The following is a 21,966-nucleotide window of genomic DNA, read 5'->3' on the forward strand; positions in this document are numbered from 1 at the left end:
GAGCGAAGAGGGAGGCAGGGGCAGTGGTGAAGGACTGGTGGCTGTACCACGGGAGCGGCGAGGGCGCGGACCGGCGTGCCCGCCTGGAGGCCGGATCCCCGCCGCCCTGGCGGGATTTCACCGGAGCACCCGACCCGGGATACGCGCCGCCCGGCTGCTCGGGAGCGGCCTGGGAGCGCACCCGGCAGCGCGGCGAGGGATACGTACCCGACGAGCCCGAGAAGGACGTCGTCAACACGGCGCTGCACCTGCGCAGGCCGTTGCTGGTCACCGGGAAGCCGGGCGTGGGCAAGTCCACGCTCGCCCACAGCATCGCCGCCGACCTGAACCTGGGACCCGTACTGCACTGGCCGATCACCAGCCGGACCGTGCTGCGCGACGGGCTGTACCTCTACGACGCCATCGGGCGCCTCCAGGAGGCCGGGCTGGAGCAAATGCGCACCCCCGGCGCGCTGCCCCGGCCGGTCGTGCCCGCACCGGCGCCCGTGCCCGCGTCCCTCCCCGTGTCCGTCGAGGACGTTCGCTCCGCCCCGTCGATCTCCCGCTACCTGCGCCTCGGACCGCTCGGCACCGCCCTGCTGCCGCAGGACCGCCCCCGCGTGCTGCTCGTCGACGAGATCGACAAGAGCGACATCGACCTCCCCGGCGACCTCCTCACCGTCTTCGAGGACGGCGGCTTCCAGATCCCCGAACTCGCCCGCCTCGCCCAGGAGGACCCCACCGTCGCCATCGGCACCGACGACGACCCCGACACGGCCGTACGGATCACCCAGGGCCGCGTCCAGTGCCGCTACTTCCCCGTCGTCGTCCTCACCAGCAACGGCGAACGCGACTTCCCGCCCGCCTTCCTGCGCCGTTGCGTCCGCCTCCACCTGGAGCCGCCCGGACCGGACAAGCTCGCCCGGATCGTGCGCCGCCGGCTCGGCATCGACATCGGATCCGGCGAGGAGCACGAGGAGTACCAGGACCTCGTCCAGGCCTTCCTCGACCGCGGCGAGGACGGGGACCTGGCCACCGACCAGCTCCTCAACGCCATCCAGCTCCGTCTCGCCGGTGCCTGGTCGGCGCCCTCCGACCGGGGACGCTTCCTCGACACCGTCATGCAGCACCTGACCGGGCCCACGGCGTGATCGAGAAGCTGCTCGCGGCCCTCGCCGACGGCGCCGACGGCAGCGTCCCGCGCACCGGTGTCGGGGCGGAGGAGATCGCCGACATCCTGTGGCTGGCGGCCAGGATCGATGCCGGCGGCGAGGACCGCCCGTCCGCGGACCCCGCCGCCGGCCCGCCGGGGGAGCAGCCGCCGCTCCCGGACCCGCTGCCCCCCGGGACCGGTGCTCCTCCACCCGGGCCGGTCACCCCGGCCGGGGGTGAGCCGGCCGTCCGGCTCTTCCCGGCCGCCCCCCGCGGCCCCGCCGGGAAATCCGCGGACGAAGGCACCGAGCGCCGGGGCTCGCCCCTGCGACTGCCCCGGGCCGCCTCCCTCGACGACCCGCTCGCCCTCATGCGCGCCCTGCGGCCCGTCGGCCGGCGCTCCATCGGCGGCCCCGGGGAGGAACTGGACGAGCAGCTCACCGTGGAACGCAGCATCGAACGGATGGTGACGACCCCGGTCCTGCGCCCCGCCGAGAGCCGCTGGCTCGACCTGGCACTGGTCGTGGACACCCACCACTCCATGCTGCTCTGGGCGGACCACGTCGACGAGGTCCGCCGGGCCCTGACCCGCAGCGGGGTCTTCCGCGACGTCCGCACCTGGCGGCTGACCGGCACCGGTGCCGGCGCCACCCCGATGCTCACCGGCGGCCACGGCGGCCCGCCCCGCAACCCCCTGGAACTGGCCGACCCAGCGGGGCGCCGCCTGATCCTCGTGGTCTCCGACACCGTCGCGGGCGGCTGGCGGGAGGCCCCCGTGCAGGGTGTGCTGCGGCACTGGTGCGCGCACAACGCCGTGGCCGTCCTGAACGTCCTGCCCGAACGGCTGTGGACGCGCGGCGCCGTCCGGCCCGCCCCCTTCGCCGTCCGCGCCGAGCGGCCGGCCGCCGCCACCCGCTCCTGGCAGCGGATGCCGGTCGCCCGCCGCGCCCGCGGTGCCCGCCGCCCGGCCGCCGCGGCAGTCGTCCCGGTGGTCGGCGTCGCCTCCGGAAGCCTGGCCCGGCTGGTGCGGGTGGTCTCCGGGGACGGCCGGTGGCGGCGGCTGGCGTGCCTGCGCCTGGACGCCGTGGCGGGCGCCGCGAGCGCCCCGCAGGATGCCGGCCCCGGCGGCGGCCTCAGTGCCCTCGCGGTCGTGGAGCGGTTCCGGGCGAGCGCCTCCCCGACCGCCCAGCAGCTCGCCGCCCACCTGGCCGCCGTACCGCTCACCCTGCCGGTGATGACCCTCGTCCGGCGCTCCCTGCTGCGCGACTCGGAACACGGCCACCTCGCGGAGGTCGCCCTCGGCGGGCTCTTCGAGCCCTGGGCAGCCGGACGGGACGCGGCGGCGGCGGAGTTCGAGTTCCTGCCCGGCGTGCGGGAGGCCCTGCTCGGCTCGCAGCTGCGCGGGGACGTCGCAGCCGTACGGGAGTTGGTGCGCGGCCGGGTCTGGGAGTACATGTCCCGCAACCGCGGCACCGGGCCGGACTTCGCCGCGACCCGGGTGACCACGGGCCGCGAGGGCCGCCGCCGGGTGGCGCAGGAGGCCCTGCCCTTCGCGGCCCGCCCGGCGCAGGACCCGGGCCTGGCCGACCGGGTCGTCCGGGTCCGCCACGACGCGCTGCCCGAGCCGCAGGAGGTCGGCATCCTGCTGACGCCGCGCCTGGTCCTCACGGTCGGGGACGGGCCCTTCGCCCCCGGCGCGGTGGTGTGGGTGCGCCCCGGCGACCGGGAGATCCCCTGCCGCCCGGTGTGGTGGGACGAGGCCGTGCCCCGGATGATGCTGCTCCGGGCCGAAGAAGACCTGGTGGATCCGGCCCTCTGCGCGGAGCCGCTGCCCTGGATGCCCGCGGACCGCGAGCCGGCCCGGGTCCGGATCGACGGCCGCACCGACCAGGGGGACCCGGTCGCGCTGACAGCTGCGCCGACCCCGCACGACGGCGCCCGCAACGGCGAACTCGTCCGGCTCTCCGCAGACCCGGAGAGCTGGACGCACTTCCGCGGCGGCCCCGTCTCCGTGGACGGCGTGCTGGCCGGCGTCGTCCACACGGTCTGGCCCCACCGCATGGTCTTCCTGCGGGCGGAAGCCCTGCTGGGTCAGCCCGGATTCCGCGCGGTGCTGGAGGATCCCGGGCAGCCGGCGGGCCCGGCAGCGGGGACGGGCACCGGGGTGTGCCTGGCGGTGCTGCCCGGCGATGACGGCACGTACCCGGTGGGGAGCTCGCCGAAGGCGGAGACGCGCGACATGCTGGCCGAGCTCATGACGCGGGCCGGCGTCGGCGGGCGGCTGACCGGCGGCGAGGGGGACGCGCCGCTGCTGGTCGCCCTGGACGCGCCGGGCGCCCACGGGAAGGCGGGCCGGCTCCTGCGGGAACTGCCCGCGGTCATGGCGGGATACGGCTACCGGCGGATGGCCGGCATGCACCCCTCCCTCGCGGTGGCCGTCGGCGCCGGGCCGGCCGAGACGGGCCGGCTGGCGGGACGGCCGGCGGTCGCGGAACTGCTGCGGCGGACGGCATCCCCCGGATGCCTCGTCCTCGCGGTCTCCGACCGCCTGTACGAGGACCTGGGCGACCTGATGGGGTTCCCCGCCCGGATCTCCCTGGAGCGGCTGGGCGCCAGGGGCGAGGGCTGGGTCTGCGCCGACGACCATCCTCTCGTCGAGATTCTCGGGCAGGTGCTGATGGAGTCCGACGCGCTCCTTGACGTGGCCGTCGGCTGGCCGACCTGCGGACTCGACGCCTCGGAGGCCGAGCCGTGGGCCTGCATCGGGATCCGGCTGCCCGGCCACGAGCGGTGCCTGGCGCATCTGGGCGCCGAGGAGCAGCGGGAGCACCTCGCCGCCCTGACACCGGGATCACCGGTGGACTTCCGGGGGACCACCTTCGACCACGGCCTGCTCCCACGGCTGCTCACGGCGCTGGAGCCGCGCGGCCCGGGACCCGTCCGGGTGGGGCCGGCGTCCTTCGACCGGGCCTATTTCGTGGACGACTGGAACCGGGCGGACATCGAGTTCGCGGACCGTGCCTCCTTCGTCCGGGCCGTGTTCGGGGGCCGGGCCGGATTCGCCGGAGCCACCTTCCGCGGGCCGCTCTCCCTCGACGGCGCGGTGTTCCAGAACGCCGGTGACTTCGGACTGAGCCGTTTCCACCGTGCGGCCACGTTCCGCCGGACGCGCTTTCGCGGATCCGCGGGGTTCAAGGAGGCGGTCTTCCTGGACGACGTCTCCTTCGGCCGGGCCGTGCTGGAGGCCTCCGCCGATCTGTACGGGGTGCAGGTGGCCGGTACGGCGGACTTCTCCCGCACCGCCTTCGGCGGCCTGGCCGGGATGAGCGCGGCCGGCTTCGCCGGGCCCGTCTCCTTCGCGTCCGCGACGTGGGGGCGCGGGCTGCTCTGCAACGGCGCCGTGTTCGAGGGGCCGGCGGACTTCGCGGGGGCCGCCTTCCGCGGCAGGGTCGGCTTCGAAGGCGTGCGCTTCGAAACGGTCCCCGACTTCACGGGCGGCGGGCCGGGCGGCTGGAACATCGAGGAGTGCCCGGACGGCACCTGGAACATCCGGCTGATCACCACCGACGCGGGATGACCTGCTGCCCGGGCCGAGCCCCTCACACCCCGCTGTGCGAGGCCTCCAGCTGCCGCTCCGGCCGGTCGCCCGGCACCGGCAGGCTCGCCTCGATCTCGTCCAGGGCGCGGCGGGCCGTGGCGATCCTGGCCCGTACGTCGGGCTCCGCGCCCGGCGCCGGGGTGCGGTTCGCCTCGTCCTCCATCTCGCGTGCCTCGTCCAGGGAGTTGAGGACGACGCCGATCAGCACGTTCACCAGGACGAAGGAGGCGAGCAGCGCGTAGGAGGCGTAGTAGATGATGCTCAGCCGGGAGATCTGCAGCCCGGCGCGGACCGCGTCGGTCAGGCCGTCGAGCGTGGTCAGAAGGAAGAGCGTGAGCATCGCGCGGCCCACCGAGCCGTAGTGCCCGGGGTCGGACTCGGCGAAGCAGACCCACCCGACCATGGCGTACACGTACAGCACCAGCGCGCCGATGAACAGGAAGCTGGCGGTGCCCGGCAGGCTGCGGCCCACCGCGATCAGCAGGATGCGCAGGTGCGGCAGGAAACGGGCGGTGCGCAGGACGCGGGCGAGGCGCAGCAGCCGCAGCAGGGTGGCGTTCTCGCGGACGAGCGGGATGAAGGCGCTGGCCACGACCGCGAGGTCGAACAGGTTCCACGGGTCGCGGAAGAATGCTTTCGGCCGGTCGGCGCACGCGCCCACGCGCAGCAGGATCTCCAGGGTGAACAGGGCCAGGCAGCAGTTCTCCGCGCCCTGCAGCACGAGCCGGTACTCCGAGGCGAGCCCGCTGTACGTCTCCACCCCCATCAACGCGGCGTTGAAGAGGATCGCGCAGAAGACGACCATCCCGAAGGCGGGGGCCTCCGTGGCCACCCGGCATCGGGCTGCCAGCTTCATCCGACCACGTCCGGCCGGCTTCGGGTCTGTCATCGTGCTCCTCGTGCTCTCGACTGCGCCGCGGGCGAAGTGGCGGCCCACCCCTCTAACGCCCCGGGGGCGATCGGGTTTCACCCCTTTCCGCCCCGCCGATGCGCCGAACCGACCAGGATCGGGCAGGTCAGGGCGGGTGGGGGGCGCGGCCGGCCGGGACGGGATCAAGTGCGTTGAGTGAACAGTCGGTTGATCCACGGGTGGAGCGGGCCGTCGGCGCATATGCTCGCCTCGTACACCCGCACTCCGTACATCCGTACATCGTGCACGTGTGCTTCCGTACATCTCGCAGCCGTTAGGGGACCGCGCCGTGAGTGTCCGCATTCAGCCTTCCTCCCAGGTCGACGAGAGCGCCGAACTCGGTGAGGGAACCACGATCTGGGATCTGGCGCAGATCCGCGAGGAAGCCCGGCTCGGGCGCGGGTGCATCGTGGGACGCGGGGCGTACGTAGGGCCCGGCGTACGGATCGGCAACCATGTGAAGCTGCAGAACTACGCACTCGTCTACGAGCCCGCGGAGCTCGGCGACGGGGTCTTCATCGGCCCCGCGGCGGTGCTCACCAACGACTTCTACCCGCGTGCGGTCGACCCCGACGGCGCGATCAAGCGCGACGGCGACTGGGAGCCGGCCGGGGTCGTGGTCGCCGAGGGGGCCTCGCTCGGGGCCCGTTCGGTGTGCGTGGCCGGGGTGCGCGTGGGGCGCTGGGCGCTCGTGGCGGCCGGCGCCGTGGTGTCCAGGGACGTGCCGGACTTCGCGCTCGTCGCGGGTGTGCCGGCCCGGCGGATCGGCTGGGTCGGCCGGGCCGGAGTCCGGCTGGTGGAGCGCGAGGGCGAGGCGGGCACCTGGGAGTGCCCGCGCACCGGAGCGCTGCACGAGGAGAAGGACGGCACGCTCATCGAGCGAACCTGACGGAATGTCGGCAATTTAGGGCACCGGCATTTCCTCAAAACCACAATCAACGAACATCCGCGGGCATAACGTGTCCCTGCACACGGGATCTGAGCAGGCAACAGGCCATGTTCAGTGGGGGGTTGTGTACGACGAGGGCACCGAGGGCACTGCCATGTCCGGCGCGGGCACACCGCGCCTGCGGGCACTGCCGTTCACGCGTGTCCCGGTCCGAGGCATCGCTGGGGGGATCCAGACGGCAGCCTTCGGACGGTTCGTGCCGGTGGCGTGACATCGCCGCGGGCGCGGACGCCGTCATGCGCAGTCCCCCTCCACGGAGTGACGACCGCCAGGTCCGTCCGAGGAGAACGATCAGAGGGGGTAGGTGTGTTGGAGCCGTACAGCTCGGACATACGGGGTGCGGGGAGCACCAGGGGATTCGGGGTGGGGACCCGATGACCATCACACGATTAGCGGCACTGGCCGACGAGGACGCGTCACTGCACGCCCTCGCCGAGCGGCTGCTCGCGCTGGCCGAGGCAGGGCTTCCCGCGATGTACCTGCCGGAGGCCGAGAACTTCGTGTTCACCAGGGCGGGAGTCATCTCGCCCGACGGCGCCCGCGGCCTGGAGCAGCGGGGAACGAGCACCCGGTACGCGGCCATCACCGCACTGGGCGCCCGCTTCCTGCCCGAGGACCGGCAGCGCGCGCTGTTCGGCGGGCGCTCCGCCGCCGAGTTCACGGGCGTGCTCGTGGACCGGCTCGCGGGGGTGGTGAACCTCGGCGACGCGGCGCTCATCGCCTGGGCCGCCGCGGAGACCGGACATCCGAAACTGTCCGACGCGCTCGACCGGGTGGCCGCGCTGGACGTACCGGGCCGGCCGCAGTACACGGTCGAGGCGGCCTGGGTGCTCTCCGCCCTCACGGCCGCGCGCGCCGTGGTGGACGTGGAGGAGCGCCTCGCGGCAGCCCGGAAGCGGCTGCTGGCGGCGAGGGTCGGCGACAGCCCGCTCTTCCCGCACGCCACCGCGCCCGGACTGGTCCCCGGCTACCGGTCCCACGTGGCCTGTTTCGCCGACCAGACCTATCCGCTGCAGGCACTGGCCCGGCTGCACGCGAGCGGCGACGACCTCGAGGCCCTCGCGGCCGCCGACGCCTGCGCCGCCCGCATCTGCGACCTGCAGGGCGACGGCGGACAGTGGTGGTGGCACTACGACGCCCGCGAGGGCGGCGTGATCGAGGGCTACCCGGTCTACAGCGTCCACCAGCACGCGATGGCCCCCACCGCCCTGTTCGACGTGGCCGAGGCCGGCGGTACGGACTTCGGCGCGGCCATCCGCCGCGGGCTGCGCTGGATGACCGACGTGCCCGAACTCGCCGGGCCCTTCGGGACCCCGCGGGAGCCGATGATCCGTGAGGACTTCGGCGTCACCTGGCGCAAGGTCTACCGCGGCGACCCGAAGAAGGCCGTCCGGGCCGCCCGCGGGCTCACCACCCGCGTCGCCCCGCACGCCCGGCTCGCACCGCTCGACCGGATCTTCCGCCCCGGCGCGGTGGACCGCGAGTGCCGTCCGTACGAGTTCGGCTGGATGCTCTTCGCCTGGCTCGGGGGACCCCAGAGATGACACGACGACAGTCCCTCTTCGGGGTCCCGCTGGACCCGCTGACCATGGACGAGACCGTGCAGCGCTGCCTCGACGCGGTGCGCCGCGGCGAGCAGATCGAGATCGGCATGGTCAACGCCGCCAAGCTGGTCAACATGCGCCGCGACCCCCTCCTCGCCGAGGCGGTCGCCGGCTGCGACCTCGTGCTGGCCGACGGCCAGGCCGTGGTCTGGGCCGGCCGGGTGCTGGGCGTGCGGCTGCCCGAACGGGTCGCGGGCATCGACCTGTTCATGCGGCTGCTCGCCGCCGCCGAGGTGGCGGACATCCCCGTCTACCTGCTCGGGGCCCAGGAGGACGTCCTGGAGATGATGCTCGGGCAGATCTCCGAGCGCTTCCCGAAGCTCCGGGTGGCCGGAAGCCGCAACGGCTACTTCGGCGACGGCGACCAGGAGTCGATCGCGGACGCCATCGCCGACAGCGAAGCGCGGCTGCTGTTCCTCGGCATGACCTCGCCCAAGAAGGAGATCTTCACCGCCGGCTACGGCAAGCGCACCGGCGCCCACGTCGTCCACGGAGTGGGCGGCTCCTTCGACATCCTCGCCGGCATCACCAAGCGGGCCCCCCTGGTCTGGCAGCGGATGGGACTCGAATGGTTCTACCGCACCCTCCAGGAGCCGCGCCGACTCGGCAGGCGCTACCTCACCACCAACGCCGCCTTCCTCGTCATGACGGTCCGGGAACTCATCCGCCGCACACCGTCCGCCCCTTCCGCGAACAGGAGTTACTGATGCGCGTCGTCGTCGTGGGACAGGGATACGTCGGACTGCCGCTGGCCATCCGGGCCGCCGAGGTCGGACACCAGGTGATCGGTTACGACGTGGACTCCCGGCGGGTCAAGAGCCTCGCCGCCGGTGAGTCGTACGTGGAGGACGTCTCCTCCGAACGGCTGGCCCGCGCGCTGGCGCGCGGCACCTACCGCGCCAGCGAACTGGCCCGGGACTGCGGCGGCTTCGACGTCGCGGTCGTCACCGTCCCGACGCCCTTACAGGACGGGGCTCCCGACCTGCGCTACATCGAGGAGTCGGCGCACACCCTGGCCCGCTTCCTGCGCCCGGGTGCCACCGTGATCCTGGAGTCCACCACCTACCCGGGCACCACCGAGGAGCTGTTCGCACCGATCCTGGAGGACGGCTCCGGGCTCACCGCGGGCGAGGACTTCCACCTCGGCTACAGCCCCGAACGCATCGACCCGGGCAACACCGTCTGGGGCTTCCAGCAGACCCCCAAGGTGGTCTCCGGCGTCGACGCCCGTTCGCTGAAGGCCGTCGAGGCCTTCTACGGGGACCTCGTCGACACCACCGTGCCGGTGCGCTCCCCCAAGGAGGCCGAGCTGGCCAAACTGCTGGAGAACACCTTCCGCCACGTGAACATCGCCCTCGTCAACGAGATCGCGATGTTCGCCCGCCACCTGGACATCGACGTCTGGCAGGCCATCGAGGCGGCGTCCAGCAAGCCCTTCGGCTTCATGAAGTTCACCCCCGGCCCGGGCGTCGGCGGCCACTGCCTGCCGATCGACCCCTCCTACCTCAACTGGCGGGTGCAGCGCGAGCTCGGCCAGAACTTCCGCTTCGTCGAACTCGCCAACGACATCAACAACCACATGCCCGAGTACGTGACGCGCCGCGTGATCGACGCGCTCAACGCCAAACGCCGCTCGGTCAACGGCTCCAAGGTCCTGCTGCTGGGCCTCGCCTACAAGAAGAACACCGGCGACGCCCGGGAGTCGCCCGCCGTCCGCATCGCCCAGCTGCTCCTCGACATGGGGGCCAAGGTCCGCGCGGCCGACCCCCACGTGGTGGAGAGCATCAAGGTCGACGCCCGCCTGGTGCGGGTCGAGCCGACCCGCAAGGAGCTGGCGGCCGCCGACGTGGTCGTCCTGCTCACCGACCACGACTCCTTCGACTACCAGATGGTCACCGAGCACGCCTCCTACGTACTCGACTGCCGCAACCGGGTCTCCGGACCCACCGTGGAGGTGCTCTGACCCCGTGACCAGAATCGTCTGCGTGGCCGGCGCCCGGCCCAACTACATGAAGATCAAACCGGTGATGGACGCACTGGAGCGCCGCGGCGCCGAGGTGATCCTCGTCCACACCGGACAGCACTACGACGCGTCCATGAACGACGTGTTCTTCCGCGACCTCGGCATCCGGCCGCCCGACCGGTACCTGGGGGCCGGATCCGGCAGCCACGCCCAGCAGACCGGCCGGGTGATGGCCGCCTTCGAGCCGCTGATCGACGAACTGGCCCCGGACGCCGTCGTGGTGGTCGGCGACATCAACTCCACCCTGGCCTGCGCCCTGGTCACCGCGAAGGCCGGCCCGCTGCTGGCCCACGTGGAGGCCGGGCTGCGCAGCCGGGACTGGAGCATGCCCGAGGAGGTCAACCGGGTCGCCACCGACCGGCTCAGCGACTACCTGCTGGCGCCCTCGCCCGACGCCGCCGTGAACCTGCGGGCGGAGGGCTACCGCGAGGACCAGATCCACGTCGTCGGCAACGTCATGATCGACACCCTCCTCGCCAACCTGGACCGGGCCAGGCAGTCCGACGTCCTCGACCGGTACGGGCTCACCCGCGGCGGATACGGCCTGGTCACCCTGCACCGGCCGGCCAACGTGGACGACCCCGGGGCGCTGCGCGGCCTGCTCAAGGCCCTGGGCGAGATCGCCGACCGCTGTCCGCTGCTGCTGCCCGTGCACCCGCGGGCCGCCGAGCGGCTGGCCGAACTGGGCGTACCCGGCGGCATCCGGCTGGTCCCGGCCGCCGGATACCTCGACTTCATCGCGCTGCAGGACTCCGCCCGCGTGGTGCTCACCGACTCGGGCGGCATCCAGGAAGAGACCACCGCGCTCGGGGTGCCCTGCGTGACCCTGCGGGAGAACACGGAGCGCCCCATCACCGTCGAGGAGGGCACGAACGTGCTGGCGGGCACGGACCCGGAGCGCATCACGGCCACCGTGAACCGGGTCCTCGAGCATCCGCCCGCGCCGCGCTGCCCCGCACTCTGGGACGGCCGGGCGAGCGAGCGCATCGCCGCGGTCCTGCTCGACGGCCCGCCCGCGCACACCCGGCCGCGCCCGACCGACCTCGTCCCGCGCGAGGCGGCCACCGAACGACAGCACGTGCTGTAAACGCAAGGCGAAGGGGAAGACCATGGATCTCGCGGAGATCTGGCGGGTCATGCGCAGACGCTGGTACGTGCTGCTGCCCGGACTGCTGATCACGGCGGCGCTCACCGCCGGCGTGTACCTGCTGGTGCCGGTGGAGTACCGGTCGCAGAGCACGGTGACCCTGCTGAACTCGAAGAAGGCCACGGTGGCCTTCGACGGCAACCCCTTCCTGAGCACGCAGGCCTCGCTCACCGGGATGGCCGACGGCCTGGCCCGCAACCTCAACTCCGACGACGCCAAGGCCGACCTCAAGTCCCTCGGCCTCACCGGGGTGCACGAGGCGAAGATCGCCGACAACGCGCTGGGCCCCTACATGTGGCTCAGCGTCGAGGGGACCGATCCGGCCGCGGTGCTGAAGTCGGACGAGATCCTCACCACCTACGCCGAGAAGCGGCTGCTGGAGTTCCAGACCCAGCAGTCGGTGACGCCCGACGCCATGATCCGGATGGCGACGATCGTGCCCCCGCAGAAGCCGGAGGCGCAGACCAAGGCCAGGCTCCAGTTCCTGGTCATGGCGGGTGCGCTGGGCTTCGTACTCAGCCTGGTGGCGACCTTCTTCGTGGAGGCCCGCAAGCGCAGGCGGTCCTCGCCCGGCAGGCACCGGCCCGCCCCCGGCGAGGGCGTCGAGGGCGGTGAACCGGCCGCGGACGGCGTCGGCGACCCGACGGCCACCCTGCGCATGACCGTCGCCCAGCCGGCCGGCTCCGGCGCGGCCGGCTCCCGTACGCCCGGATCGCCGTGACCGGCCCCGCGGCGGACACCGAGAGCACCACCCCGGCGGCGCCCTCGCTGGGGCGCAAGGTCGGCTCCGCGGCCAAGTGGAGCCTCATCAACACCGTGGTCATGCGCCTCGGCAACTTCGCGACCGGCATCATCCTGGCCCGCTTCTTCCTCGGGCCCGAGGCCTGGGGCGTGTACGGCATCGCCCAGACCGTCCTGCTCGTCCTCCTCTCGGCGAACGAACTCGGCGTCTCGCTGGCCATCGTGCGCTGGGAGGGCGACCCGCGCCGCTTCGCCCCGACCGTCCTCACCCTCAGCGCCGCCTCCAGCTGCCTGCTGTACGCCGTGCTGTTCGCGGTGGCCCCCGCGGTGGCCGAGGTGCTCGGCTCGCCCGAGGCCTCCGGCGTCCTGCGGGTGATGTGCCTGTGCGTCATCCTCGACGGGCTCTCCCAGGTCCCCGCCGGCTTCCTCACCCGGGAGTTCGCGCAGGGCAGGCGGATGGCCGTCGACGGCCTCAACTTCGTGCTCAGCACCGCAGTCACCCTGCTGCTCGCCATCGACGGCTGGGGCGCGATGAGCTTCGCCTGGGGCTCCGTGGTGGGGAACGTGGCCGCGCTCATCGGCTGCTGCATCGCCGCGCCCGGCACCCTGAAGTTCGGCTGGGACCGGGAACAGGCCCGCGCACTGCTCCGGTTCGGGCTCCCGCTCGCCGGAGCCAGCATGCTCGCCCTCGGCGTGGTCAACGTGGACACCATGGTGGTCGGATCGGTCCTGGACCCCCTGGCCCTCGGCTTCTACGTGCTCGCCTTCAACATCTCCGGCTGGCCCGTACGCATCATCTCCGAAGCCGCCCGCCGGGTCTCCTTCGCGGGCTTCTCCCGGCTGGCCGACTCCCCGCAGGCGCTGGCCGCCGGATTCAGCCGGGCGCTCGGCGTCGTGATGGCGGGCACCGTACCGATCTGCGTCCTGCTCGCCGCACTCGCGGCCCCCGTCGTGGAGCTCGTCTACGGTGAACGCTGGCTGCCCGCCGCCCGCGCCCTGCCCTGGCTGATGGCCCTCGGTCTGGTCCGCATCGGCTGCGAACTCGCCTACGACTGCCTGGTGGCCATCGGCCGGCGCCGCTCGCTCATCGGCGTCCAGGGACTCTGGCTGATCATCCTGATCCCCGTCCTCGTGATCGGTGCCCGCGGCGGCGGGATCGTCGGGGTGGCCCAGGGGCACGTGCTGGTCGCCGGAGTCGTCGTGGTCCCGGTGTTCCTCCTCGCCCTGCACCGCGGGGGAATCCGTCTGGGCACCGTCGCCCGGGCCTGCGCCTGGCCGCTCCTCGGCGGCGTCGTGATGGCCGCCGTACTCCTCCTCCTGGAGCGGTACCTGGGCGACAGCGTGCTCGCGCTCCTGGCCACCGGAGCCGCCGGCACCCTCTGCTACGTCCTGTGCGTCCTGCCCGGCCGCGCATTACTCAAGGGATAGGCAGCCGTGACACAGCACCGAAGGCGCCTGACGGCATGGCTGCTCGCCGGAGTGGTCCTGGCCGTCGTCCTCACCCTCTACCGGGCGGACCGCACCGCCATGAACGAGCACGAGGCGGCGCCCGGCGCCACCGGGAGCGCCGCACCCTCCGCCACGGCGCCGCCCGCACCGTCGAGCCCGCCGGCCACCTCCGCCCCGCCGTCCCCGACCGCCTCGCCGGGGACGGGCGAACCGCCGCCCGCAAGCTCCGCCCCGCCCTGCACCTCGCCCGGCACCTGCGGGTTCCCCGACGCGAGCACCACCGGCCCGCGCATCGACCTGGAACGGCACGACACCGGGAACATGTCCGTCAAGAAGGACGGCACGGTCATCAAGGGCTGGGACATCCGCGGCTCCCTCGACATCTACGCCAACGACGTCACCGTCATCGACAGCCGGATCACGTCGACCAACTGGTGGGGCATCAACCTGCGCCCCGGCTTCAGCGGACTGAAGGTCCTGCACACCACGATCACCGCCGTCCCGGGCAAGGGCCCCGACAACGGGGGCGTCAACTACGCCGTATCGAACATGGGCGGCAGCTCCATCGAGGTCGGCTGGTGCGACATCTCGGTCTTCGGCAACGCCCTGTCCATGGGCCAGGGGGACCTGCACGACAACTACGTCCACGACCTCGTCGCCTTCCGCAACCAGGGCGGCGAATGGCAGCACACCGACGCCGTCATCAGCGGCGGCGGCAACAAGGGCCGGCTGACCATCCGCCTCAACACGCTGCTGAACTCCACAGCGGTGGACAAGGGCGCCACCGCAGCCGTCGGCCTGTTCGCCGACACCGGAGTGGTCTCCTCCGTGGTCGTCGAAGGGAACTGGCTGGCCGGGGGAGCGTACGCCCTCTACGGCGGCGGCCCGGGCGCCACCGGCATCCAGGTCACGGACAACGTCTTCTCCACCCAGTACCACCCGGCGAGCGGGGCCTACGGCACGGCCACCGCCTGGAACGCGGGCGGCGCCGGAAACGTGTGGAAGGGCAACCGCATGTCCGACGGCAGACCCGTCGAGCCCCCACCCGCCTCCTGACCACCGAGAGGACCGACAGGACATGATGCGCCGGATCGCGCGGGCCCCCTGGGAACTGCTCAAGCGGACCTTCGGCTGGCTCGTTCTCTTCGAAGCCAGGAACAAGGTCCTGCTGGCCCCCTCGGCCCTGCGGCTGCGCCGCTTCGAGGACGCCGAGACCCGCCGGCTCGGCGCCGTCCTCGGCGAGCCCCCGGCCGCCCTGGTCGCCACCGTCATCCCCACCCACCGGCGCCCCGAGGCACTGCGCGCGGCCGTGCGCAGTGCCCTCGGCCAGACGGCCCGCGACCAGGTGGTCATCGTCGTCGACGACGGCGCCGGACTGCCGGAACTGCCTGCGGACCCCAGGCTGTTCGCGGTGTCCCTGGCCCGCAACACGGCGACCGCCGGGGTCGTGCGCAACGTCGGCATCCGGCTGACGCGATCGCGCTACGTGGCCTTCCTCGACGACGACAACCTGTGGGAGCCCGACCACCTGGAACAGGCCCTGGCCGCGCTGGAGCCGCCCGGCGGGCCCGACGCCGTCTACACCGCCCTGCGCAGGGTGCTGCCCGACGGCACGGACCGGGACGTCCTGTCCGTGCCCTTCGACCGCCGCCGCGCCGCACACGAGGCCTTCCTCGACACCAACGCCTTCGTGGCGCGGCGCAACCGCTCCCTGTACTTCAGCCGGCTGCGCCGCACCCCCGAGGTGCTGCCCCGCGAGGACTGGGAACTCGTCCGCCGCTACGGGCGCCGCCACGAGGTGCGCCACCTGCCCCGGGCGACCGTCCGCTACCTGGTCAACCCGGACAGTTTCTGGACCCGTTGGGACGGAGCGGCAGGCAGCACATCTACCTAGGACGACGGTTCCTCGTACGTGATGCCGTGCCGCCCGGCGATCACGTTCAGCCGGGCCGGGTCCAGCCCGCCCCCCACGGTGAGCCGCGGCCCGGCCTCGATCATGTCCTCGACGAAGCATTCCCAGCCGCCCGGCGAGGAGATCTGCAGGACCCGCGGCGGCCCGCCGGGACCGGGACGCAGCGCGTGCGGTACGCCGTGGGGGAGCAGTACGAACTGCCCGGCGGTCAGGGTGTGGGAGCGGTGCCCGATGTCGACGAGGAGCTCGCCGTCGAGCACGTACACGCCCTCGTCCGCGCCGTGGTGGGTGTGGCGGGGGATCTCCCGCGCCAGTACCACTTCGAGGAGGGAGAAGCGTCCCTCGGTGTCCCCCGTGGCCGCCTTCACCGAGAAGGCGGGCGGCAGCGGGATCCGGCCCGGCCGGGCCTCTCCCGCATCGAGGAGGACGAAGCGTTCGTGGGGCATGGGTGTGGTCCTTCCGGAAGCGGTGACGGAACGCGGCGGGGGGCGGGCCCGGGCTCAGCGGGCCTGCCGGATCCCGCGGCGCCAGACGGCGGCGATCGCGCCCAGGGCCCGGACCCCGTGCGTGGGGTCGCCCTCCACGAGCAGCAGGTCCGCACGCAGCCCCGGGGCGATCCGGCCCCGGTCGGCCAGCCCGAAGTGGCGGGCCGGCAGGACGGTCGCGGCGGTCAGCGCCTCCTGCGGGCGCAGCCCGCCGTCCCGCGTGAGAAGCGCCAGTTCACGGTGGAGGCCCGCGCCGTGGGCGGGCGCGAACGGGGTGGCGTCCGTTCCGGCGAGCAGCGGGACGCCGGCCTCGCGCAGCGCGCGGAGCGCGCCGACGGCGGCCGGGTACCGGCCGGGGGGCACACAGGCCGCGCCCCCGGCCGCCTGGGCGTCGACCGCCTCGAAGTACGCGAGCGTGGACACGACGAACACGCCCTGGTCGCGTACGCGCCGGGCGAGGCGCCCGGAAGCCGCGTCGTCCGGGCCGAGGTCGGCCCACACGTGGGCGAGCCCGTCCACCCCCGCGTCGAGTGCGGTGACCACGTCGGCGGCGGTGACCGCGTGCGCGACGACCCGGAGCCCGGCCGCACGGGCGGCCGAGGTCAGGGCGGCCGCGACCGCCGGGGACATGACGGGCAGATCGTCGCCGTGCACCGTCCCGTCGTCGATGACGAGCTTGAGGAAGTCGCTGCCCTCGGCGAGCCGCGCCTTCACGAAGTCCGCGGCCTGCTCCGCAGCGGTCACGAAGTCGGTCTCCGTCACGTCCCGCGGGTCGAGCAGCGTGCCGGTCAGCGCGGCGAGCAGCTGGGTCGGGTGGCCGCCGGGTGCGGTCGCCAGCGTGCCGGCGCTGCGCAGATCGGCGACGTCGTCGCGGCCGGCCGCGAGCCGCCGGTGCCGGGCGAGGGGGCGCGGCAGGCAGAACATGTCGATCTCGGTGGTGACCCCGTGGCGCAGGGCCTCGGCGAGACTGCCGTCGAAGACGTGGGTGTGCGCGTCGATCAGCCCCGGCAGCAGGGTCCTGCCCCGGCCGTCGACCTCGGCATCGGCGGGCCCGGAAGCGGCGCGGGCCTCGGGGGCGCAGACCGCCACGACGAGGTCGTCCTCCAGGATCACGTCCCGGACACCGGCACTGCGCTCGCCGTCGAAGACGCGGACGCCGTGGATCCGTGTACGCATGAAAGGTCCTCCTCCAGCGTGCCGGGAAGGCCCTTCCTCCCCGGACACCACCACAGAGGGCGCAGCGGCCTCCGGCTGTGACATCACGGCGGGGCGCCGTGACGGGCCTCACATCCGGGCCGCCCTGTGTCACACTCCCGGCCCCGGGGACCTCTTCGGTCATGGCAGACAAGGAGGACGCATGACCGCCACGCCGCCGCCCCACCCGGTCGACTCCGTCACCGACCGCTTCCTCGGCCACCGCGAACTGCTCTTCTCGGTGGTCTACAACATGCTGGGCACCGTCGCCGACACCGAGGACGTGCTCCAGGACGTGTGGCTGGCCTGGTCCGCCCGGCACCGCAGGCCCGACGCCGAGCCCGTCGAGAACGCCCGCGCGCACCTGGTGCGGATCGCCGTGAACCAGGCGCTCGCGCGACGGGCCGAATTGAGCCGCCGTCAGGAGAGCTATGTGGGCACGTGGTTGCCCGAGCCGCTGACGGCCGCCGACGATCACGCCGCCGCGGGGGCCGAGCGGGCCGAGGCGCTGTCCATGGCCCTGCTCGTCGTCCTGGAGACGCTGTCCCCGCTGGAACGCGCCGTGTTCGTCCTGCACGAGGTGTTCGGATTCGCGCACCCGGAGATCGGGCGGATCCTGGACCGCTCGCCGACGGCCGTCCGCCAGCTCGCCACCCGGGCGCGCCGCCACGTCCACGCCCGCCGGCCCCGGCACCGGCCCGGGGCGGACCTGCACGCGCAGGTCACCGAGCGCTTCGCCGCGGCCGCGCTCGGCGGCGACCTGCGGACGCTCCTCGAACTCCTCGCACCCGATGTGACGCTCTGGACCGACGGCGGTGGCAAGGGCCCCGCGGTCAGCCTGCACCCCGTCCGCGGCCGCGACAGCGTCGCGGCCGTCTTCATGGCCGTCGCCCGCGCCCTGCCGGCGCAGGGCTTCGACCTCCGCCACCGCCGGGTGGCCGGCGACCCCGGCGCCCTCGTCCTCGCCGACGGCAGCCCGCTGGCCGTCGTCGTGGTGGACCTGTCCCCCGAAGGGGACCGGATCGCCCACGTCTTCTCGATCACCAACCCGGACAAGCTCGCCGGAATCCGGCCGCCCGCGGTCTGAGGGTCATCACGGCCCGGGCGTGGCCCGCAGGGCGCGGCGGCCGGCCAGGGCGCGGGCGGCCGCCCGGCTGGCGGGCCGGCCGAGCGCTGCCCGGGAGGTCTCCCGGAGCAGTACGGCCGCACGGAACGCGGCGGTCGCCGCGGCCCCGTGCCGGCGCCCGTAGAGCCGGACCCGGTTGAGCGTCAGCAGGGTCCACAGCCGCGGCGACACCTGCGAGTCGCCGCCGAGATGGGTGGCCGTGGCCGCGGGCTCCAGCCGGGTCACGAAGCCGCGGTCGCGGGCCCGCAGGCAGTAGTCGGTCTCCTCCGAGTACAGGAAGAAGGACTCGTCCCAGGCCCCGCAGGCTTCGAGGCACTCCCCGGACAGGGCCATCAGCGCACCGGTCGCCCAGTCCGCGACCGTCGCCCGCTCGTACGCGGCCGGATCGGTGACCATCTCGCTCCACCGCGGGAACCGCCCGGCCCGGCGGTTGCCGAGCACCGCCTCGCCGAGCGCCCGCGTCACGAGGGACTCCCGGCGCAGCGAGAGCAGGAGCGTACGGCCGTCCTCCTCGTACAGCAGCGGGACGCTGATCCCGACCCGGCCGCCACCGGGCGCCGCGGAGCCCAGCGCGTCCACGAGCACCTTGGCGCAGCCCTGCCTCATCCGGACGTCCGGATTGCAGACCAGGGCAGCCCCGAAGCCGCCCTCCCACTCGGCGGCGGCCGCCAGGGCGGCGTTCACCCCGGCCGCGTACCCCGCGTTGCGGCCGGTCTGGACGACCGTCGCGTCCGGGGCCAGGGAACGGATCAGCTCCACGGTGCCGTCGGCCGAGTCGTTGTCGGCGACGACCAGGCGCCAGTCGAGCCCGGCCATGCCCTCGGGCAGCGAGGCGAGGAACTCCGCAAGCACCGGGGCGCTGTTCCAGGTGACGACGAGGACCGCTACGGGGCCGGTACCCGGATGCGGTCGGCGGGCGGCCGGCTGACTGAACTGCATGGGGACTCCACGGTTGCGGGCTCCGGCGCGGCGCGCCGGATGAACCCGAGGTAGCTGCCTCCGGCGGCGATCGTCAGGAAGAACACCCCGGCGAACATCGGGAAGCTGAGGGCGTCGAAGGTGGCGGCGATGACGAGCGAGACCAGGGCCGAGGCGAAGAACGCCTGCCCCAGTTCCCGGTCGGACTCGGTGCGGGCCAGCCTGCGGATGGCACCGCCCTGGTGGATCCCGGTGAACAGGAGGACCAGGAGCGCGAGCAGCCCCACGAGGCCCATCTCCGCCAGGGTGAGCATGTACTGGTTGTCGGTGAAGAAGAACAGCTCGGGCAGGAAGGTCCCGAAGCCCCGGCCGAACAGCGGCCGTTCGCCGAGATAGGGGACGATCGCGCTGTACTTGACGGTCCTGGCCTGGGTGCTGCTGTCGGAGTTCGTCACGAACGAGGCGAAGAGCGCGGTGATGGTGCCGATCAGCCCCGGGATGATCACCTTGAAGCAGGCCACCGAGCCCATCAGCAGACCGATCGCCGCCCACCGCCGCTCCGGCTTCCACCGCAGCACCATCACCAGCACCACGATGAGCGCCCCGATGATGGAGGTCCGCGACACCGTCAGCGGCAGGGCGCCGCCCATGAGCACCACCGGACCCCAGCGCCGCCAGGCGCGCAGGTGCCCCCGTACCGGATCGAAGGCCTGCTGCACGGCGAAGGGCAGCAGGATGGCGAGCATCCCGCCGAACTCCAGGGGCTGCGCCGTGGTGGCCCGCGGCCGGGTGAAGGAGCCCCGGTCCAGGGTGGTGATCTGGGCGACGCTGGACTGGAGGCCCGGGATGGAGATGCTGTCGGCGATGTTCGTCGCGGTGAAGAAGTCGTAGAAGCCGACGGCCGCCACGATCGTGCCCATCACCACGGCCCGGCGCAGCAGCACGTCCAGCCGGGCCCGGTCCTGGATCCCCGCGGAGACCAGCACCACCAGGGACACCCAGACGAGCAGTCCGATCAGCCCGCGGTCCGCCGCCAGGATCTCCTTGTGCGAGCTGCCGCGCATCGCGTTCGCGAGGTAGGAGGCCAGCACGGAGAAGGCCAGCAGGCACATCACCACCCGCGGCAGCCGGGTGCCGGGGGCCGGCCGCAGCCGGCCGGTGATCCACGCCGCCAGGTACCAGAACAGGCACAGCAGCGCGAACACGTTGGCAGGAGTGCCCACACCGCCCATCCCGGGCAGGGTCAGGTTCGAGGGGATGAAGAAGGCCAGCGCCAGGTAGCAGCTCAGCAGGGCGGTCGCGTCCAGCTGCCGCCCCCAGGGCTTGCGGCGGCCGCGCCCCCGCGCCGGAGCGGCCGAGGCCGAGCGACGCCGCCGCAGCGTCGCCAGCAGGCTGTCCGTCAGGAAGGAGAGGGTGAAGGCGGCCGTGGTGCCCAGGATGACGACGCCCAGCACCTGCTGGTAGCGGCTCTTCATCTGCGGCACCGGCGTCTGCGGCAGCACCACCGGGGCCGTCTGCACCATGTACGCGGGCTTGACCTTGGCCGCGGCCTGGAGCGCGTTGAGCGTCTCCCCGGCGAACGCCGTCAGCTTGTTGGTCTCCTCCAGCACCTTCGTCCGGTCGGTGCCCGTGACGGACAGCGTCAGCATCGGTCCCGAGGTGTTCGCGGCGAACCCGACCGTGTAGGGATCGGTCACACCGATGCCCTGCAGGTCCCGCGCCGCGTCCGTCCCCGACAGCGTCCTGATCAGCACGTCCGCGGTGACCACCAGCGAACCGCCGGCGTTCGCGATGGGATTGCCGAAGGCGGGGGCCAGTTCGGCCACCGCGGTGGAGTCCAGCAGCGCCACCGAGCTCTCCGACTGGTAGGCCACCGGCACCGAACGGAACAGGTGCACCCCCGCGAGCAGGCTGATCAGCGTCAACGGCACCATCACGTACCAGCGGCGCCGGAGCACCGCCACGATCTCACCGATGCTCATGAACACCCCCCGGACAGGCCGCAATTGATGGCGGGCCTACCCATGTCCTGCAAAGATCGGTCACAACGGAAGGAATCCCTGTGTCGCCTGGTGAGTTGGTCCGTGCGCTGCGTCGGCGCTGGTACGTCCTGGTCGTGGCGGCGGTGCTCGCGGCCGCCGGAGCGTGGCAGGTCCTGCACCCCACCCGGACGTACCTGAGCACGGCGATCGTCGTACTGAAGCCGCCGGTGACGGACACCCAGCCCAACCAGCTCGCCAATCTGCAGCCGCCGCTCGCCGCCGTCTCCTACGCCGCGGTGCAGCAGCTGGACTCGCCCGCCGGTGCCGACGAGCTCCGCACCGCAGGAGTGCACGGCACCTACCGGCTGATCCCGCGCAACAGCGGAACCAGCGTCACCCCTCGCTACCTGATCCCCTCGCTCCAGATCCAGGCGGAGCAGGCCGGGCCGGCCGCCGCCGACACGGCCGTCCGGAAGATCATCGAGGTCTACACCAAGCACCTCACCGACCTGCAGACGCAGCAGGGCGTTCCGGACGCCGCGCGGATGAGCGTGACGCTCCTGGTGCCGCCCACCGCGGTGGTGCAGACCGGCAACAAGAGCCGCGGCCTCGCCGGGGCCGCCCTGCTGGGCGGCGTCGGCGGCGTGGTCGCGGCCCTGTGGACCGACCGGCTCCTGACACGCCGGAGCCGGAGCCGGCGCCGGCGCACTGCCGCCGACGCCGGTCCGGTGGTCCGGGCCGAGGAGCCCGAGCGGGCGCCCCTCGCCGGGGCGACCCGCTGAACGCACGGGGCGGAT

At 73.3% G+C, this 21,966-nt stretch carries 18 protein-coding genes; 13 read left to right on the forward strand and 5 right to left on the reverse strand.

The features are described from left to right. Positions 1-26: 26 nt before the first annotated feature. Positions 27-1,130 carry an AAA family ATPase gene (locus OG444_RS29835; protein ID WP_442810785.1) on the forward strand — a complete coding sequence of 368 codons (1,104 nt, stop codon included), beginning with the start codon at positions 27-29 and terminating at the stop codon, positions 1,128-1,130. Beyond that, on the forward strand, positions 1,127-4,708 hold the full coding sequence (locus OG444_RS29840) for a pentapeptide repeat-containing protein (RefSeq protein ID WP_327265090.1): 3,582 nt from the start codon (positions 1,127-1,129) through the stop codon (positions 4,706-4,708). Before OG444_RS29835 ends, OG444_RS29840 begins: the two co-directional genes overlap by 4 nt. Positions 4,709-4,730: 22 nt before the next feature. On the opposite strand, the gene OG444_RS29845 is transcribed toward OG444_RS29840, so the two are convergent. Beyond that, positions 4,731-5,618 (reverse strand): ion transporter, encoded by an 888-nt coding sequence (locus OG444_RS29845; protein WP_327265091.1) that lies wholly within the window; start codon positions 5,616-5,618, stop codon positions 4,731-4,733. A gap of 310 nt (positions 5,619-5,928) precedes the next feature. Between OG444_RS29845 and OG444_RS29850 the strand changes: the two genes are divergently transcribed. The 9 genes from OG444_RS29850 (at position 5,929) to OG444_RS29890 (ending at position 15,446) form a co-directional block, all read left to right on the forward strand. Further along, positions 5,929-6,528: an acyltransferase gene (locus OG444_RS29850; RefSeq protein WP_327265092.1), complete on the forward strand. Its 600-nt coding sequence runs from the start codon at positions 5,929-5,931 to the stop codon at positions 6,526-6,528. Between the two features lie 434 nt (positions 6,529-6,962). After that, positions 6,963-8,132, forward strand: a complete 1,170-nt coding sequence (locus OG444_RS29855) for a hypothetical protein (RefSeq protein ID WP_327265093.1) — start codon at positions 6,963-6,965, stop codon at positions 8,130-8,132. Then, positions 8,129-8,899 (forward strand): WecB/TagA/CpsF family glycosyltransferase, encoded by a 771-nt coding sequence (locus OG444_RS29860; protein WP_327265094.1) that lies wholly within the window; start codon positions 8,129-8,131, stop codon positions 8,897-8,899. The genes OG444_RS29855 and OG444_RS29860 overlap by 4 nt, the downstream gene beginning before the upstream one ends. After that, positions 8,899-10,155: a nucleotide sugar dehydrogenase gene (locus OG444_RS29865; RefSeq protein ID WP_327265095.1), complete on the forward strand. Its 1,257-nt coding sequence runs from the start codon at positions 8,899-8,901 to the stop codon at positions 10,153-10,155. Before OG444_RS29860 ends, OG444_RS29865 begins: the two co-directional genes overlap by 1 nt. Positions 10,156-10,159: 4 nt before the next feature. Continuing rightward, positions 10,160-11,302, forward strand: coding sequence for a non-hydrolyzing UDP-N-acetylglucosamine 2-epimerase (wecB, locus tag OG444_RS29870; RefSeq protein ID WP_327265096.1), 1,143 nt, complete (start codon positions 10,160-10,162; stop codon positions 11,300-11,302). Positions 11,303-11,324: 22 nt separating this feature from the next. Continuing rightward, the gene (locus OG444_RS29875) at positions 11,325-12,083 is read left to right on the forward strand and encodes a chain length determinant protein (RefSeq protein ID WP_327265097.1); all 759 of its coding nucleotides are present in this window, start codon (positions 11,325-11,327) and stop codon (positions 12,081-12,083) included. Continuing rightward, positions 12,080-13,531, forward strand: coding sequence for a lipopolysaccharide biosynthesis protein (locus tag OG444_RS29880; RefSeq protein ID WP_327265098.1), 1,452 nt, complete (start codon positions 12,080-12,082; stop codon positions 13,529-13,531). Before OG444_RS29875 ends, OG444_RS29880 begins: the two co-directional genes overlap by 4 nt. 6 nt (positions 13,532-13,537) lie before the next feature. Then, entirely contained in the window at positions 13,538-14,608 is a 1,071-nt protein-coding gene (locus OG444_RS29885) for a hypothetical protein (RefSeq protein ID WP_327265099.1), read from the forward strand. 22 nt (positions 14,609-14,630) lie between these two features. Next, positions 14,631-15,446 (forward strand): glycosyltransferase family 2 protein, encoded by an 816-nt coding sequence (locus OG444_RS29890; RefSeq protein ID WP_327265100.1) that lies wholly within the window; start codon positions 14,631-14,633, stop codon positions 15,444-15,446. Here OG444_RS29890 and OG444_RS29895 read toward each other — a convergent pair. Together OG444_RS29895 and OG444_RS29900 are read right to left on the reverse strand one after the other, a co-directional pair. Beyond that, positions 15,443-15,910, reverse strand: a complete 468-nt coding sequence (locus OG444_RS29895; RefSeq protein ID WP_327265101.1) for a cupin domain-containing protein — start codon at positions 15,908-15,910, stop codon at positions 15,443-15,445. The genes OG444_RS29890 and OG444_RS29895 overlap by 4 nt on opposite strands. Before the next feature lie 54 nt (positions 15,911-15,964). Further along, positions 15,965-17,125 (reverse strand): amidohydrolase family protein, encoded by a 1,161-nt coding sequence (locus OG444_RS29900; protein WP_327265102.1) that lies wholly within the window; start codon positions 17,123-17,125, stop codon positions 15,965-15,967. A 181-nt stretch (positions 17,126-17,306) separates the two neighbouring features. Between OG444_RS29900 and OG444_RS29905 the strand changes: the two genes are divergently transcribed. Continuing rightward, positions 17,307-18,230: a sigma-70 family RNA polymerase sigma factor gene (locus OG444_RS29905; RefSeq protein ID WP_327265103.1), complete on the forward strand. Its 924-nt coding sequence runs from the start codon at positions 17,307-17,309 to the stop codon at positions 18,228-18,230. Between the two features lie 6 nt (positions 18,231-18,236). On the opposite strand, the gene OG444_RS29910 is transcribed toward OG444_RS29905, so the two are convergent. Together OG444_RS29910 and OG444_RS29915 are read right to left on the reverse strand one after the other, a co-directional pair. After that, entirely contained in the window at positions 18,237-19,208 is a 972-nt protein-coding gene (locus OG444_RS29910; RefSeq protein WP_327265104.1) for a glycosyltransferase family 2 protein, read from the reverse strand. Further along, positions 19,154-21,169: an O-antigen ligase family protein gene (locus OG444_RS29915; protein ID WP_327265105.1), complete on the reverse strand. Its 2,016-nt coding sequence runs from the start codon at positions 21,167-21,169 to the stop codon at positions 19,154-19,156. The genes OG444_RS29910 and OG444_RS29915 overlap by 55 nt, the downstream gene beginning before the upstream one ends. A gap of 80 nt (positions 21,170-21,249) precedes the next feature. On the opposite strand from OG444_RS29915, the gene OG444_RS29920 reads away from it, so the two are divergent. After that, the gene (locus OG444_RS29920; RefSeq protein WP_327265106.1) at positions 21,250-21,951 is read left to right on the forward strand and encodes a hypothetical protein; all 702 of its coding nucleotides are present in this window, start codon (positions 21,250-21,252) and stop codon (positions 21,949-21,951) included. Positions 21,952-21,966: the final 15 nt, after the last annotated feature.

Source organism: Streptomyces sp. NBC_01232 (assembly GCF_035989885.1).
Lineage (GTDB): Bacteria > Actinomycetota > Actinomycetes > Streptomycetales > Streptomycetaceae > Streptomyces.